This is a genomic window from Kaistella carnis (assembly GCF_003860585.1).
GTDB classification, from domain to species: Bacteria; Bacteroidota; Bacteroidia; order Flavobacteriales; family Weeksellaceae; genus Kaistella; species Kaistella carnis.
This window is the reverse complement of sequence record NZ_CP034159.1, coordinates 2,942,333-2,958,986: the sequence shown is the minus strand read 5'-3', so window position 1 is coordinate 2,958,986 and position 16,654 is coordinate 2,942,333. Positions and strand designations below refer to the sequence as shown.

General features: G+C 35.5%; 16 protein-coding genes. 3 read left to right on the top strand and 13 right to left on the bottom strand.

Annotation, left to right across the window (positions count from 1 at the left end; all coding sequences use genetic code 11):
• Positions 1 to 52: 52 nt before the first annotated feature.
• A complete protein-coding gene (locus tag EIB73_RS13695) occupies positions 53 to 1,264 on the bottom strand; it encodes an HD domain-containing protein (RefSeq protein WP_125025799.1) in 1,212 nt (403 codons plus the stop codon).
• A gap of 237 nt (positions 1,265 to 1,501) precedes the next feature.
• Here EIB73_RS13695 and porX point away from each other — a divergent pair, with 237 nt between their 5' ends.
• Positions 1,502 to 3,043: a T9SS response regulator signal transducer PorX gene (gene porX, locus EIB73_RS13690; protein ID WP_125025798.1), complete on the top strand. Its 1,542-nt coding sequence runs from the start codon at positions 1,502 to 1,504 to the stop codon at positions 3,041 to 3,043.
• A gap of 118 nt (positions 3,044 to 3,161) precedes the next feature.
• Here the strand turns inward: porX and EIB73_RS13685 are convergent, their stop codons facing one another.
• A complete protein-coding gene (locus EIB73_RS13685) occupies positions 3,162 to 3,866 on the bottom strand; it encodes a hypothetical protein (RefSeq protein WP_125025797.1) in 705 nt (234 codons plus the stop codon).
• A 294-nt stretch (positions 3,867 to 4,160) separates the two neighbouring features.
• Here EIB73_RS13685 and EIB73_RS13680 point away from each other — a divergent pair, with 294 nt between their 5' ends.
• Positions 4,161 to 4,658, top strand: coding sequence for a hypothetical protein (locus tag EIB73_RS13680; RefSeq protein ID WP_125025796.1), 498 nt, complete (start codon positions 4,161 to 4,163; stop codon positions 4,656 to 4,658).
• Positions 4,659 to 4,662: 4 nt separating this feature from the next.
• Positions 4,663 to 5,424 carry an exodeoxyribonuclease III gene (locus tag EIB73_RS13675; protein ID WP_125025795.1) on the top strand — a complete coding sequence of 254 codons (762 nt, stop codon included), beginning with the start codon at positions 4,663 to 4,665 and terminating at the stop codon, positions 5,422 to 5,424.
• A 301-nt stretch (positions 5,425 to 5,725) separates the two neighbouring features.
• Here the strand turns inward: EIB73_RS13675 and EIB73_RS13665 are convergent, their stop codons facing one another.
• The 11 genes from EIB73_RS13665 to EIB73_RS13615 form a co-directional block, all read right to left on the bottom strand.
• Entirely contained in the window at positions 5,726 to 6,109 is a 384-nt protein-coding gene (locus EIB73_RS13665) for a septal ring lytic transglycosylase RlpA family protein (protein WP_125025793.1), read from the bottom strand.
• Positions 6,110 to 6,451: 342 nt separating this feature from the next.
• A complete protein-coding gene (rimO, locus tag EIB73_RS13660) occupies positions 6,452 to 7,753 on the bottom strand; it encodes a 30S ribosomal protein S12 methylthiotransferase RimO (RefSeq protein WP_125025792.1) in 1,302 nt (433 codons plus the stop codon).
• A 45-nt stretch (positions 7,754 to 7,798) separates the two neighbouring features.
• Positions 7,799 to 9,016, bottom strand: a complete 1,218-nt coding sequence (locus EIB73_RS13655) for a cation:proton antiporter (RefSeq protein ID WP_125025791.1) — start codon at positions 9,014 to 9,016, stop codon at positions 7,799 to 7,801.
• A 194-nt stretch (positions 9,017 to 9,210) separates the two neighbouring features.
• Positions 9,211 to 10,068: a glucose-1-phosphate thymidylyltransferase RfbA gene (rfbA, locus tag EIB73_RS13650; protein WP_125025790.1), complete on the bottom strand. Its 858-nt coding sequence runs from the start codon at positions 10,066 to 10,068 to the stop codon at positions 9,211 to 9,213.
• A gap of 48 nt (positions 10,069 to 10,116) precedes the next feature.
• On the bottom strand, positions 10,117 to 10,518 hold the full coding sequence (locus EIB73_RS13645; protein ID WP_125025789.1) for a four helix bundle protein: 402 nt from the start codon (positions 10,516 to 10,518) through the stop codon (positions 10,117 to 10,119).
• 56 nt (positions 10,519 to 10,574) lie between these two features.
• On the bottom strand, positions 10,575 to 11,654 hold the full coding sequence (gene rfbB / locus EIB73_RS13640) for a dTDP-glucose 4,6-dehydratase (RefSeq protein ID WP_125025788.1): 1,080 nt from the start codon (positions 11,652 to 11,654) through the stop codon (positions 10,575 to 10,577).
• Between the two features lie 8 nt (positions 11,655 to 11,662).
• Positions 11,663 to 12,208, bottom strand: coding sequence for a dTDP-4-dehydrorhamnose 3,5-epimerase (gene rfbC / locus EIB73_RS13635; RefSeq protein WP_125025787.1), 546 nt, complete (start codon positions 12,206 to 12,208; stop codon positions 11,663 to 11,665).
• A 12-nt stretch (positions 12,209 to 12,220) separates the two neighbouring features.
• A complete protein-coding gene (locus EIB73_RS13630; protein WP_125025786.1) occupies positions 12,221 to 13,234 on the bottom strand; it encodes a Gfo/Idh/MocA family protein in 1,014 nt (337 codons plus the stop codon).
• Positions 13,235 to 13,366: 132 nt separating this feature from the next.
• Positions 13,367 to 14,362 (bottom strand): MraY family glycosyltransferase, encoded by a 996-nt coding sequence (locus EIB73_RS13625; protein WP_125025785.1) that lies wholly within the window; start codon positions 14,360 to 14,362, stop codon positions 13,367 to 13,369.
• A 97-nt stretch (positions 14,363 to 14,459) separates the two neighbouring features.
• A complete protein-coding gene (locus EIB73_RS13620) occupies positions 14,460 to 15,359 on the bottom strand; it encodes an NAD-dependent epimerase/dehydratase family protein (protein WP_125025784.1) in 900 nt (299 codons plus the stop codon).
• 7 nt (positions 15,360 to 15,366) lie between these two features.
• Entirely contained in the window at positions 15,367 to 16,515 is a 1,149-nt protein-coding gene (locus EIB73_RS13615; protein ID WP_125025783.1) for a glycosyltransferase family 4 protein, read from the bottom strand.
• Positions 16,516 to 16,654: the final 139 nt, after the last annotated feature.

Sequence of the window (16,654 nt, the reverse complement as noted above, 5' to 3'; positions counted from 1 at the left end):
AAAGATAACAAATTCCCAAATATGCCAAATCATTTAACCGAGAAAAATCTTCTTAAATTTCCCGTGGAAAAGATAAGATATACTTGGTATTCAACTGATTGATGAAGGAGGAAAGGATCTGGTTTTCAGAGTGGTCCAGCGACACGATATCCCCGTTTTTCTGCAAAAGGTAAATCGGCTGCTCTTCACTGTTGTAAGGAAGCAGATCACGGGAAATTTGATCGACCAGTTCTGCGCCACTACCCTTACCGAATTTCTCTTCTGTCTTCTGTATCTTATCGTTAATAAATTCGTTATCAACGGGTTTTGAAGAAATGATTGTTTTGGGGAACTTTCTTTGAATGATACATTTGCAAAAATAAGAAAGAATGATGTCATCATTTTTTGCCCAAAATTTAATTGCCTGAATGATATCATTATCGTCTAGTTCCGTAAATCGGTTAATGTCTTCCTGAGTTGCTTTTTCGAATTCGTTCCTATATAAAAAATAGGACAGATTCTCGGAGGCAGGAAGTATTTCCCCCGTAGAAACCAGGAATTTCGCACGTGCTAAAATTTTAACCAAGAGAAATTCAGCAATTGCTGCGGTTTTATGAAAGTAGACCTGCCAATACATAAACATTCTTGCGGTAAGGAAATTTTCGATGGAATAGATTCCTTTTGCATCAATGACCAATTCATCTTTTGCAACGTTCATCATCGAAATGATTCGCTGGGTATTTACATTCCCTTCTACAACGCCGGTATAAAAACTGTCGCGTTTTAAATAATCCAAACGGTCAACATCAAGCTGAGAGGAAATTAACTGATTAAAGAATTTTCGGTGGTATTTTCCCTGAAACATTTCTATGGCAACCGACAATTCACCATTAAACTCCTCATTCATTTTATTCATCAGCAGCAATGAAAGTTTTTCGTGGTGCCAATCATCCATTAACATATTTTCTAAAGCATGAGAAAATGGGCCATGTCCAACATCGTGCAGCAAAATTGCGAGCATGGCGGCCTTCTCTTCATCTTTAGAAATCGCTACACCTTTTAATTTTAAGGTTTCCAACGCAGTAAACATTAAATGCATTGCGCCTAAAGCATGATGGAATCTTGTATGTGTCGCTCCCGGGAAAATTAAATTCAGCAAACCGGTTTGTGAAATCCGCCGTAACCTTTGAAAATAGGGATGTTCAATAACATCAAAAAGAATTTCATGCGGAATATTGATAAATCCGTGAACGGGGTCGTTGATAATTTTAAACTTGTTGGTCATCGTCAAAACTTGAATGGTACAAATTTACGTTTTTGTTTTAAGGTTGACATTAATATCAGGTTAAGGATGCGAAGGAAAGTTTATTCATTCCATTTAAATTTAACGGAACTTTAACTCCATTTTAAAGAAAAGTTGGCAGTTTTTCGTTGTATTTTTGACATCACTATAAGAGCAGAACAACCGCTACAAAACGGTAAAATTTAAGTGCGCTCTATAAAACCCTAAACCGATAAATGGATGTCAAAACTGATTTGGATTGATGATGAAGTAGATTTACTTAAGCCTCATATTGTATTTTTAGAAAATAAAGGTTACGAAGTTTCCCCCGTGAATAACGTGAACGAAGCCTTGGAAATGATAGAAAAAGAAAATTTTCAACTGGCTTTGCTGGATGAAAACATGCCGGGGATTTCTGGTCTGGAAGCCATCCCGATGATTAAGAACATCGACTCGGCCATTAAGATTGTAATGGTGACGAAAAATGAAGAGGAATTAATAATGGAGCAGGCGATCGGGTCGCAGATTGCGGATTACATCTTGAAACCTGTTAATCCCAATCAAATATTATTGTCTTTGAAGAAAAACCTACAGGAAGACACTTTGGTCGAGCAGAAAACAATTTTAGAATATCAGCAGGAATTCCGAAACCTTTCTATGGAACTTTCTTACCTGAAAACTTATAAAGAATGGGCAGAATATTATAAGAAAATCCTGAACTGGGAAATTAAATTTGATAAAGTTTTTGATAATGAATTCTCAGATTTATTACAGTCACAAAAAGAGGAAGCAAATATTCAGTTTTCTAAATTCATAGAAAACAATTACGAAGACTGGCTCACTTCTGCCGACAAACCGATGATGAGTCACACTTTATTTAAAGACAAAATAAAGGCGGAAGTTGAAAAGGAAAAAGTGCTCTTATTGATGATTGATAATCTACGATACGACCAGTGGAAAGTGATTGAGCCTTTGTTCACGAAGTTTTATAATAAAACTTCTGAAGATTACTATTACAGTATTTTACCGACTGCCACTCAATATGCACGTAATTCATTTTTTGCAGGTTTGATGCCTTCAGAAATTGAAAAAAGATTTCCACAGCATTGGATCAATGATAATGAAGACGGTAATAAAAACGAACACGAACGAGAGTTTCTGGAAGATCAAATGAAACGCCTGGGCCTTTCTGGAAAAAGTATGAAATATCTGAAAATATTGAATGCCGATTTCGAACGTAAGGTTTTAGAAGATTTTAATCAACACAAAAGTAATGATCTATTGGTAGTAGTCTATAACTTCATCGATATTCTTTCTCATGCAAAGACCGACAATGTCATTGTTAATCAGCTGATCAGAGATGATAAAACATTCCGATCTTTAACGTACACCTGGTTTGAAAATTCATCTTTATTAAAGATCATTAAACAGGCTGCAGAAAACGGATTTAAATTGGTAATTACGACAGATCACGGAACGATCTATGTGAAAAAACCGAGTAAAGTTGTGGGAGACCGAGAAACATCAACGAACATTCGGTACAAAACAGGAAGAAGTTTAACTTACGAAAACAATGATGTATGGGCGATTTCTAATCCGGAGAAATTATTTTTACCGAAAGGAAATCTTAGTTCGAAATATATTTTCGCGAAGAATAATATCTTTTTAGCTTACCCGAAAAATTACAATCATTTTGTAAATTATTATAAGGAAACCTATCAGCATGGTGGCATTTCTTTGGAGGAATGTATTATTCCGATCAGCATTTTAGAACCCAAATAGTTTTTTTCATAGTTTATTTAATTTTGGGTTCTGAGGCGGAAAAAATCTTTGATTTTTTCCGCTTTTTTATGTTATGAAATTAAGGGTCGACCATTTGTAGACGGAGAAAAATATTTTATTATTTTTTAAAACCGTCCATCTGCGCTACATCATGGTAAGTAAATTCGGTAATCCCTCTTTTAATTAATTCATTTTCGGTTTCCTTTAAGCTTTCATAATCGGAAAAATCTTCAATCTCAAAGGCCCAGCGATCATTCTTCTTTAAGATTTTCCGCATTTTTTGTGTCTGTTCTAATTTAAAGTCGAGGCTCGAATTGCCATAGGCCATAATATGAGTCGTGATATTATTTCTGCCCAGCGTCCGGGCCACTTTTATAGGAAGATACATGGGAACACTTACGCTTAAATCCATTCCATGCGCGTCGCACCATTTTTTAGCTTCCCTAAAAAGATTCACCTGTATTTCGGAATATTTGGCTGTTTGATCCTCATAATCATCGAAAGTATGTGGCTCGATATCCAGATGAATTCCTTTAAAACCCAAATTTTTACCCGTCAACATCACTTTTTCCAGATGCACAAAGCCATCCGTTTCTTCCGCGTAAGAATTTTCACCAACGAGGAAATCTACCTGTATTCCTTTTTCGGAAGCTAAGGTTTGAAAAGATTTAAGTTTTGACAAATCCATTGTAGAATTTACGGAAAGAAAGACCTTTTTGATATTCCACTTCTCCAGCAAGGCTATCAAATAATCATTGCTTTTCTCATTAAAAAAAGAGGTCCATAAATAAGCATCATAAACACCTTCTTTATTTATGCTCATTTGTGATAGATTTTCGTTGACTTTCTGGGTCGCAAAATATGGCGGAATTATTCCGAAATTAAATATCATGAAAAGAAGTATGATTTTTACCATTATTAAACCGCCCTGAGCGCCAAACAAAGATATATAATTATTCAACTCAAATTTTACTTTAACAATTTGAGTACGTTATTGGAATCACTTCGGAGTTTTATACGATGAAAGCAAGTCTTATAATTTTGTGTTTTTACGGAACATTCAATTTTTTAATTTAAATTGTATTTCGAATTGAACTGCTTTATAAAAAATGAACTCATGCAAGACGTAAAAACCGCTTTGGAAGATTTTGGAATCGATAAGCAAGAAATTTTGGACCTGTTGGAACAGGAAAAGTTAATTGATGCCATCCGAATCTTTGATACACGGACGAAGCTGGATTTAGCCAACACGTTGAGTTTGCTCCAGAGTATTCAAAATGGAGAAGATCAGTTTATCTTTAGACACAAACCTAAAGGCGACAGTCTAAATGTTAGTTACAAAAATGAAGGTGGAAAAGTAGGCCTGAATTTAAGGGAAGGAAATGGGGAGGAAAAACGCGTATTCCCGGATGATCGCGACTGGCCCAAAGTAAAAAAAGCTTTTGGCCCACTGCCTGAAATCGCGGAATATGAAAAAGAATACTTAAAAGACACAATTAATGATTCAAAAAAAAGCGCTTTATTTGTCCAAGAAAGCTTTTGGAGCAAATGGAAACCCTTGCTGATCATCATGGCTTTAATTGTTCTCGGTTACTTTATTTATCAAAAATTTTAATTTCATGAAAATCATTTCTTATAATGTGAACGGAATTCGAGCCGCTTTTACCAAAGATTTTTTAGGGTGGTTAAAAGTGGCGGATCCTGATGTTATCTGCATTCAGGAAAGCAAAGCAGGCAACGATCAAATCGATATCGAAAGCCTGGAAAAAAACGGGTATTTCAGTTACTGGCATTCTGCGCAGAAGAAAGGATATTCAGGCGTTGGAATCGCTTCTAAAGTTCAACCGAAACATATTGAATATGGATGCGGTATCGAACATTACGATTCGGAAGGAAGAATTATCCGCGCAGACTTTGAGGATTTCTCGGTGATTTCGGTGTACGTTCCATCTGCTTCAAATATAGAGCGACTGGATTTCAAGATGAAATTCTGCTACGATTTTCTGAACTACATTAAAGAGCTAAAGAAAACGGTTCCGAACCTTATAATATGCGGTGATTTCAATATTTGCCACCACGCGATTGATATTCATAATCCGGAAGGCTTAAAGAACACCTCCGGGTTTTTGCCGATGGAGAGAGAATGGATGACGAAATTTATTGAGGAATGTGAACTGATTGACAGTTTTCGCTTTTTTAATGATCAGCCGGATCATTATTCCTGGTGGAGTTACCGCCAGAATTCCCGCGCCAGAAATAAAGGCTGGCGTCTGGATTATAATTTCGTTTCTTATTCGTTAAAGGATCGATTAGCGCGAGCGGTGATTTTAAAAGAAGCGGTGCATTCGGATCATTGTCCGGTCATGGTCGAGCTTCGTTAGGTTATTAAGGTTAAGCGTGAGGTTAAGGTTAAGGTTAAGGTTAAGGTTAAGGTTAAGCTTTAGATTTAGATTGAATTGTGATTGAACAGGAACAGGAAGCTGATTATAATGACGAAGGTTGAAAAGAAGACCGCGTGCGACCCGACCTGAATGGAGCTCTTTTTGCGAAACGCAGTGGAGCAAAAAAGCGGGAATGGAGGGCGGAAAAAGTCGCCCAAATCAATCTCTTTTCAATGACTGAATTGATTGCACAAAAAAGCCGACTCTATTGAATCGGCTTTGATTTGTTTTAAATCCTGATCTACATCTCGTCATCATTGACAATCACATATTCTACGGGCATTGTTCCTTTTTTAGGATCGCCAATGGCTTTATACGCAGCTTTTGTAAGATCTAGTGCTCTGGAAGAATGAAAAGGACCTCTGTCGTTTATCTCTACTATTACACTTTTTCCTGATCTCAGGTTGGTTACTTTAACTTTAGTTCCGAATGGAAGGGTTCTGTTTGCAGCGGTCATTTTTGAATTACTGAAAATCTCTCCGCTTGCGGTTTTTCTACCGTTAAACTTATCGTGGTAGAACGATGCAAAACTTGTTTTAGCATCTTCGGCATTATAGTTGTTAAATGAATAAATACCGAGTGTTGAAATCATCATTATGATTAGGAGTATTCCTCTTTTCACCATTTTGAATTATTTTTATTGGTTTTGACTCTGCAAATTTATTCCACTATCTAATAATCCAATAATTGATAGGTTAAACTCTCTTAAGGAATTGTTAATTTTTTGTTAACAAACCTCGCATCCTTGCTTATAGCGGTAACTGACAAAGATTCTTAAATTGTGTTAAAATTAGGAGCTAAATGTTAATTTTATTAACTAAACACTACATAACACCATCCATTTTACAACCGTAACAAATTCACTATCAATACATTAAACTAAAAATACTTTTAGAAATTCTAAAAGTATTTTTATAGATAAAAAATTTGTGAATCTGATAAAAAATCAGTCAAAAAATGCTAAATTCTAAACCAATTCACCGTACAGATCAAACTCTTCTGCTGATGTAATTTTGATATCAGCAAATTCACCAATTGATAAATAGGTATTTTCTGCCGGAACCAAAACAGTGTTGTCCACATCCGGAGAATCAAATTCTGTACGGCCGACAAAATAGTTTCCTTCTTTTCTATCGAAAATACAACGGAAGGTTTGCCCGATCTTCTCCTGATTTTTCTCCCAGGAAATTTGGGACTGTAATTCCATGATCTCTTCTACACGCGCTTCTTTCACTTCCTGTGGAACATCGTCTTCTAAAACGAAAGCCGTTGTATTTTCTTCGTGCGAATACGTAAAGCAGCCTAAACGATCGAATCTTTGCTCCCGAACCCATTCTTTCATTTCCTGAAACCGCTCTTCTGTTTCTCCCGGAAATCCTACGATCAATGTCGTACGAATCGCCATATTAGGAACTTTCTCCCGGAATTTATCCAACAAAGCATTGGTTTTCTCGTGCGTCGTCCCACGTTTCATGGCTTTCAGTAAATCTGAATTAATGTGTTGTAAAGGAATATCAATATAGTTACAAACCTTTGGCTCATTTTTGATAATTTCTAACACATCTTCCGGAAAACCTGTGGGAAAAGCGTAATGTAAGCGGATCCACTCAATTCCTTCTACTTTTACCAAACGCAAAAGCAAATCTCCTAAGGCTCTTTTCTTATAAATATCTAATCCGTAATAGGTTAAATCCTGAGCAATGAGAATAAGTTCTTTAACTCCCTTCTTGGCAAGTTTTTCTGCTTCAATCACCAAGTTTTCAATGGGAGTGGAAATGTTTTTTCCTCTCATTAAAGGAATGGCGCAAAATGAACACGGTCGGTCACAACCTTCAGAAATTTTTAAATAGGCATAATGTCTGGGCGTAGTGGTCATACGTTCCCCCACCAGTTCATGCTTGTAATCTGCACCTAACTGTTTTAATAAAAGGGGCAAATCGCGGGTGCCGAAATATTGATCAACATCGGGAATCTCACGAATTAAATCCGGTTTATATCTCTCAGAAAGACAGCCCGTAACAAATACTTTTTCTACTTCGCCACGATTTTTTGCCTCAACAAAATCCAGAATCATATTGATGCTTTCCTCTTTTGCATTGTCAATAAAACCACACGTGTTGATGACCACAATGTCGCCTTTATCTTCGTGAACGACCTCTTTACCGTTTGCTTTAAGCTGACCCATCAAGACTTCGGAGTCATAAACATTCTTGGAACAACCTAACGTTACGATATTGATTTTCTTTTTTCCTACTGATTTTGTGCGCATTATAAAATTTATTGGGCGCAAAGGTAAGCATATTATCGGGAAAAATTATTCTTCGGAGGGTTTCTCTTTTCGGAAATTTGGAAACCGAAGCATCTCGGGTTTTACTTTTTTCTCAAATAAAAGCCCGATCATCATTATAAAAGTGGTGATAAGGATGACCTGAATAACAACTGATTCATTGAGATACGGGAATCTCTGCTGTGGCGTGATACTTAAAAAAAGAAGAACGGTGATTAATCCACGCGGTGCGATGTAAAAAAGCGGTTGTAAATCCATTTTACCCAGTTTCAGAAAAATGGCTCTCAAAATATATATCGCAACAACGATGGAGATTGACCATACTAAAGAATCCTGATTGATGATATCTTCTGTTTTTAAAACGAAACCAAAAACGATAAAAAATAAAGTTCTTACAATAAAGGTGGCTTCGATCACCACATCTTTAAAATGCTTGACTTCCCTATTTAATTTAGTGAATCGAACATTTCTAAGGATTTTCAAATGTCGGAGTTCATCTATATTTCCCAATACCAACCCGAAAAAGAGAATAAATATCAAGGCCGGAAGATGGTATATTTTGGAAATCTGATAAATTAAAATATTTAAGATGATGATCGGTCCATATTTAATATGATGATCAATTTTGGCCAAAAGAAATGCAAGAACCAAGGAGGAAACCAATGAAATAAGAAGCATTAACAAAAACTGACCCGCAAAATGAAATACGCCACTGAGCGTGATGGCCGTCCCAAACGTAGCAAAATTAAAAAAGATCACACCGATAATATCAGACAGACTACTTTCGTAGGTGATAAACTGGCGCTTATCTTTGGAAAGATTGATGGCACTGGGAATAGCGATAGAACTGCTGATGATACAGAAAGGAATAATATTGATAAGACTTTGTTTGAATGAAATTCCCCATTCATAATTAAGAAATAAAGAAAATCCGATGGCGATAATGACCAAAGGAACCAAGGCAATAACGGCTGATTTCTTAACGACCTCTTTTGTTGAACGATTGAGTTCCAATTCCAGTGAGCCTTCCAAAACAATAAGAATTAGACCGACTGTTCCTAAAATAGGTAAAATAACATTAAGATTCGGAACAATGATATTGAAAAGCCCTCCCACCTGATTTAAAAGCCAGCCGACCGCCAGAAGTAAGATTACAGAAGGGATTTTTGTGAACTTGGTGGTAATATCAAAAAGATAAGAAATCAAGAGTACCACGCAAATTCCAATAATAAATAGTTCAGCCATTAAGTAAAAGTAGAAAAAAAATGGGAACTGCGGATTATTTTTTATTTTTTAAGAACTATTTTTTTTAAAAAGTAAATCGTGTTTAGCCTAACTCCCTGCGATAAATACAAGTTCTATTATCTTAAGAAATAAATTATTTTTTTAAGCATAAAAAAAGAGGAACATTGCTATTCCTCTTTCCTATTTAAAAATAATTACAATAACTTCTTCAGATAATCACCGTACCCACTTTTGCCATATTTCTCGGCAGATTTCAGGAGTTGATCTTTATCGATGAAGCCTTTTTTATAGGCAATTTCTTCGATACAGGAAATCTTGAATCCCTGTCTTTTCTCCAATACCTTTACAAACTCAGAGGCTTCATGCAGAGAATCGAAAGTTCCCGTATCCAGCCAGGCTGTTCCGCGGGACATGAGGCCAACTTCCAACTGACCTTTTTCCAGGTAAATTCTGTTAATATCTGTAATTTCAAGTTCTCCTCTAACCGAGGGTTTCAAATTCTTAGCATATTCTACTACGGAATTATCATAGAAATACAAACCTGGAACGGCAAAATTAGATTTGGCTTTTTCCGGTTTTTCTTCAATAGAAATGGCTTTTAAATTCTCATCGAATTCTACAACGCCATATCGTTCAGGATCTGAAACCTGATAAGCAAAAACACAACCTCCTTTTACGTTGGTTTTACTTTCTAATAATTGCGCCAAACCCGTTCCATAAAAAATATTATCTCCCAAAACTAAAGCAACTGAATCGTCACCAATAAATTCTTCTCCCAAAATGAACGCTTGCGCTAAACCATCCGGACTGGGTTGAACTTTATACTGAATATTACAGCCAATCGCAGAACCATCACCCAACAGTTTTATAAATCCTTCCTGATCGTGCGGTGTTGTAATAATTAAAATGTCTTTAATTCCCGCCAACAGTAAAGTTGAAAGAGGATAATAAATCATCGGTTTATCGTAAACCGGCATCAACTGCTTGCTCACGGCGATCGTTAATGGATAAAGGCGTGTACCGGAACCGCCGGCTAAAATTATTCCTTTCATCTTAAGTGGTTGTGTTTTTGAGTGATTAAGTATTTGAGTAACTTTGAGTTACTTTGAGTTCGGGTCTTTTGTCTGAGTGAATGTCCATTTGCTAGAATTGATGGTCATCGAAACAATCATTCCTAAAATTTCATCATATGTGTTATATAAATCAAGATAAGTTTTCTCATCAATATATTCACAGGCAAATGCAAAATCTAACCAATTTTGGGTCTCTGCTGCTTCTCCATCAGCATCATTAAGTTTGCTGATAAATGATATTTCATATCTTCTCTTTCTCCACGCTTCGGTAATATTTGCGTTAACTGAACGCGAGGATCTTCTTATCTGATCAGTTAATGAATATCTTTCTTCTAATGGAAATTTTTTAGAAATTACATAAATTTCCATTGCCGCAGAGAATGCTTTCTGGTAAACAATTAAATCTTTATGGAACTTCACAAAACTCATAATTAAAATTTTTGCATTTCTAAACTCAAAAACTCAATGATACAAGAACTCAATTACTAATTGTATTGTTTGTTGTAATATTTCTGATAATCTCCGCTGGTTACATGCTCTAACCATTCTTTATTTTCCAGGAACCAGTCGATGGTTTTGCTTAGACCTTGTTCAAAAGTTACCGAAGGCTTCCAACCTAATTCTTTATTGAGTTTAGTCGCATCGATCGCGTATCTTAAATCGTGGCCTGGTCGGTCTTTTACGTACGTAATTAATTTTTCGGAGTGACCTGCCGGATTTCCTAATTTCTCATCCATTTGTTTGATCAGTTCTTTTACCAAATCAATATTTTTCCATTCATTAAAACCACCGATGTTATAAGTTTCTCCAGTTTTAGCCTCAAAAAAGATTTGATGAATCGCTTTCGCGTGGTCGATAACATATAACCAATCACGGGTGTATTTTCCATCTCCATAAATTGGAAGCGGTTTTTCATTGATAATATTAGAGATACACAATGGAATTAATTTCTCCGGGAAATGATTTGGACCGTAATTATTAGAACAGTTGGAAATGATAAATGGCATTCCATAGGTATTTCCGTAGGCTCTAACCAAATGATCAGAAGCAGCTTTACTGGCAGAATAAGGAGATTTCGGATCGTAAGAAGTTTCTTCCGTAAAAAAACCTGTTTCACCTAATGTTCCGTACACCTCATCGGTAGAAACGTGATAGAATAAATTCTTTCTGGTTTCATTTGGGAAATTGCCATGTTGATGATCTGGGTTTAAAGTCCAGAATTCTCTGGCTAAATTCAAAAGATTGGCAGTGCCGTTCACATTGGTATTAATAAAAGCACTTGGATCTTCAATACTCCGATCCACGTGACTTTCTGCTGCTAAATGCACAATAGCGTCTGGATTATACTTTTCAAAAACTTTTCTGAGTTCTTCAACCTTCGTAATATCTGCTTTCTCGAAAACGTAGTTTGGTTCGTTTTCAATATCTTTTAAATTCTCCAGATTTCCCGCGTAGGTCAACGCATCAAGATTGATAATTTTTGAATCAGGGTTATTTTTTACAAATTCCCGCACGACATGCGACCCTATAAAACCGGCTCCACCGGTAATGATAATATTTTTCATAAGTGTATTTAAAAATTGCCTTCTGCAAAGGTAGCTTGAATTTTATCTTTATCTGAAAGTTGAATGTCTTCTTCGGGTAAACGCCAGTCGATATTTAAATCTGGGTCGTTCCACAAAACGCCTCCTTCTGATTCTTTATTATAAAAATTGTCGCATTTGTAGGCAAACACCGCTGTTTCGGTTAATACAGAAAAGCCATGTCCGAAGCCTCTGGGTACATAAAACTGAAGTTTATTTTCTGCTGATAGTTCAACACCAAACCATTGACCGAACGTTGGCGAGTCTTTTCGTAAATCAACCGCCACGTCAAACACCTTTCCTTCCAGGCAGGAAACCAGTTTCGCTTGTGAATGTTCCCCTTTTTGTAAGTGAAGTCCACGCAAAACACCATAAGAAGATTTCGAAATATTATCCTGAACAAAATGCCCATTCATACCTGTCAGTTCTTCAAATTTCTGTTCGTTGAACTTCTCATAAAAGTAACCTCTGTCATCTGTAAAGATGGTAGGTTCTATGATGTAGCAGTCTTTTAGGGGCGTTTCTTTTATTTTCATTTAAAATTAGTATTAATTGTTTTGGGCGTAAATACGCTCAATAATTTTAAGCACTTTTACACTGTCGTCTGTAGTGGTATGAATTTCCTTTCCTTCCTTTAAAAAGTCAATCACATTTTTATAAAGATGTTGATGATTTTGGGCAGAACCTTTGAAGCTGCCATAATCATTCGCGAGATTGGTTTCCGGCAATTCGGGAGCATTATAATCTTTTATAACACATTTCTCTACGTGATTCATATATTGGCCTCCCACTTTCACGGAGCCATTTTCTGCGATAATGGTCAGGGAACTTTCTAAATTTTCGTTCCAAACAGCGGTGGAAAAAGTAAAACTTCCCATTCCTCCCGAATTAAAATCGAAGGTCACAATACCGCTGTCTTCAAATTCAGTAAGCTCAGTATGATTAAAATCTGCAAACTTTGATTTTATATTGGTAATATCCCCGAAAAGCCAATACATAATATCCAGATAGTGAGAAAACTGAGTGTACAATGTACCTCCATCTAACGCTTTTGTTCCACGCCAGGATTCTTTGGTATAATATTGATCATTCCGATTCCAGAAACAGGAAATTTGAACCATAAAGATTTTACCCAAAACTTTAGACTCCATTAAACTCTTTAACCATAGGGCGGGTGGGGAAAATCTATTTTGCATCACCGGAAAAAGATGCACCTTATTTCTAGCCGCTAACTGCTCCAATTCTTGAGCTTCTTCAGAATTGAGTGTGATCGGTTTTTCAATGATCGCATGAATTCCCTTTTCAACAATCAGTTTGGTCTGTTCATAATGCAATCCATTTGGAGTACAAATGGCGATAACATCTGCAGAAATATCACTTTGTAAAAAATCCTGCAATGAAGTGAAATGGTCTACCGAAATATTCTGGTCCAGATTCTCAGATTTAAATTTAGGATCGATGAGGGCAACGAGTTGATAGTCTTGATTTTGAAAAACCATCTCTGCATGCTTTCTACCGATATGGCCATAACCTAAAATTGCTATTTTTACTTTTTGTTCCATTAAAAGGCAGACTTAGTTTTAAATATAGAAATGATGTTCATCTTTCTCTCTCATTATATTTCTTATGATAAAAGATCATATGCACAAATCATTTACTGAAGTTATAGCAATCGTTCGCTAAAATAAAAACGATTATTTATTACTTATTTGTTCTTTTATTTTAATCTTAATCAAGAGGTATAAAATCACCAACGGAAGCAAAATTAATGAAAAATTTATCCAATCTGACCAACTATTCACAATTATTACGAAATTGATAATCAATTGCAATAATGCGAAAGCTGTACTTACAAGAAGATGAGATACTTTCATATCATTAGCCAAAAGTTGGTATAAATGTCGACGGTGTGCATGGAAAATATTTTCTTTCAGCTTTAATCTCTCTAAGATGGTTAAAATGGTTTCTACACCATAAACGGCTAGAAAAAGAATCCACTTCAGCTCGCCCGTTTTTAAAATTAGCAAAGCCACTAAAGCAATCACCCAAAAAGCAATTCCCATACTTCCGATATCGCCCAGAAAGCATTTTGCTTTTTTTCTAAAATTAAAAAACAGAAAAACTACTGAGGCAAGTATTGGATAAATGATAAAGTCTGCTTCTACAAAGGGAATTACATATTGATTTATATATAATAGCGAACCTAAAACCACCAAACTATAAATCCCAGACATTCCATTGATTCCGTCCATAAAATTATAAGCATTAAGAATACCGATAATCAAGACATAACAAACGGGAATTCCCCACCACGGGAGTAACTGAAATGCATTAAGAAAAAATAGTAGCAAAGTCACCGAAATGAAATGAAAGACCAATCGAATCTTGGTTGATAAGTCCATCATATCATCAATAAAACTAATGATACAGATGGTTAACAAACCAGCACCGAAAATCCAGAAATTTGGTTCTAAAGAATTGTCCAAAGAAAAACGGTATCCTTTAAAGAAAAATTCATATCCCATAAAAAACAAAAAAGCAATCGCAAAGATAATTCCGCCACCGCGAAGGGTAATTTCTGTATGCGCACTGCGGTGATTAGGCTTATCGATGATATTAAATCGGTCGGCAATTTTGAAATAGAACAATTCTAAGACAAAAAGCACGAGAAAAACAGCGAAATACATCATAGGTGTTTATTATCAGATTATTTGCAAAAATATGCAAATTTTATGTTCATTTTGATAAGAATTGTTTTACTGGAGGATTAAGTTTAAATAATGATTGTTATTTACTACTTTTAAATGATTCAATCGTCTTTTTCATTCCTTCTTCAGCGCTAATTGGTAAAGAATCGATATTTAAAGCGGTTTTGATTTTTTGGTTGGAAACCACATAATTTTCAGTTAATTTTTTTAATCTTTCTGTATTGAGGGGTAATTTTATTTTATCACCCAGCTTTGCCACACCCGAAATTAAACCCGCGGAAATGTGCCATAATTTTTCCCTTTTGCCAGAAGTTTTCGCAATAATGGATACCAGTTCGTTGGTAGAGATGGCTTTATCGTCTGCAAAATTATAAATTCCGGAAGGGATATCTGAATTTATGATTTTATCAACCAGGTAATTCAAATTGTCAATACTTAAAAATGATCTTCTATTTTCAAAACTGGCTAACGGCCAAGGAATGCCTTTTTCTACCACTTTGTAAAGCAGGTTTAGATTTCCTTTGTTGCCCGGACCGTGAATCATACAAGGACGAATGATGAACAGGCGTTTTCCGGACGGCAGATTTTTTGAAAGCAGATATTTTTCTGCCTCCCATTTCGATCTTCCATATGGCGTTTGCGGACTGGAAGGATGGTTTTCATCCAAAATACCCTCCAAAGTATCGGCGGTGGCTTTTACACTGCTGAAAAAGAGAAAATCTTTTATTTCTGAATTCAAAAAATCATCAAACAATTTCTTTGTCAGTTCAGTATTGATTTCAAAATATTCATCATCAGCGGAAGTATTCGCTGTATCATGGGCTTTACCTGCCAAATGAATCACAGCTTTTGCATCTTTCTGCAAAGAAAAATCAGGCTTTCTTAAAGATAATTTATCTATGGTATTTCCCTTTTCTTCCAAATATTTTGAAAGATTAGAACCTACAAAACCGGATGCGCCCGTGATAGTGATTTTCATAACTATTTCAATATTTTAATTTGGTATGGATTTGATCCCAAATTTTAGTTTGTTCGAAATTTTCACGTACGAATTTCCTGCCCAATTTGCCATGACTATTTCTTAACTGTGGATTGTTAAAGTAGATTTCTATTTTTTCTGCAATATCCTCCGCTGAATTTTTAATAAAAAGACCTGTTTTATTTTCAATAATGGATTCTTCGCATCCAGTGGCTCGTGTAATGAGTACAGGAATCTCCATAGAAGAAGCCTCTAAAGAAACAGTTGGAAAACCCTCTCTATATGTTGGTAACACAAAAACATCCATTAATGGAAAATAGGAAGAAGCGTTTAGCACAAAACCTGTATTTATAATGTTTGGATCGGTTTGGATTTGCTTCTTACTTTCAAAAGTTATAGCATCACGCTCCTCAATGGGACCTACCAAAAGTAATTTCAAGTTATTATGATTCCTTTTCAAAATGTTCCAAGCCCCTATAAGTTCATTAACTCCTTTATCTTTTACCAATCTTCCGACGTAGCCTACTACAAAATCATCATCACCAATGCCAATAGATTTTTTTAGTACTTGCTGATATTCTATAGAATGTGTTTCGGGGTTAAATTTATCTTCAGTATCGATCCCATTGCAGGTACCCAATCCAAGAATGACATTTTTTTCTGGGGCATTTAAGTGATCGTGGATACTGATTTCTTTCACAGACTTGCTCACACAAACAACCTTTGTTGCCAAAGTTCCAGAAAGACGATCAATCATTTTCAACAAAGTTCTTTTAAAACCAGTGCTTGTTTCGTAAATAATACCATGACGGAAGTATATTCTTTCTTTTACACCAGCAAAATAAGAAGCAACCATAGCTACCAATCCTCCTTTGGGAGTATGACCAACAACTTTTTCTATCTGATTTTTCTTAATATAATTGTAAATTTTTATAACAGCATTCAAGTCTTTAAAAGGACTTATATTTCGAGTCACTTCTACAGAAAAAGGAATGTAGTCCAAATCTTCTGCTAACTGAGTAAACTCTTCTGAGGGAGTGCAACCTAAATGATATTGGTTACCTGTTTTTTTTTTCAAATAATTGAACTGTTTGCCAAAAAAATGATTGATAACAAATGAAATTGTTATTATATGAAGAATTTTATCAGGTTTCATTTTATTGTAAATTTTCTATTAAAAATACTAAATTTCGAATACATAAGGAAAGCAATTCTTTTCTTATTTTGTGAAAGATATCTATATTAATTGATAGTATTCTTTGCATTGCCAAATTCAGAAAGTGAAAATACAGATA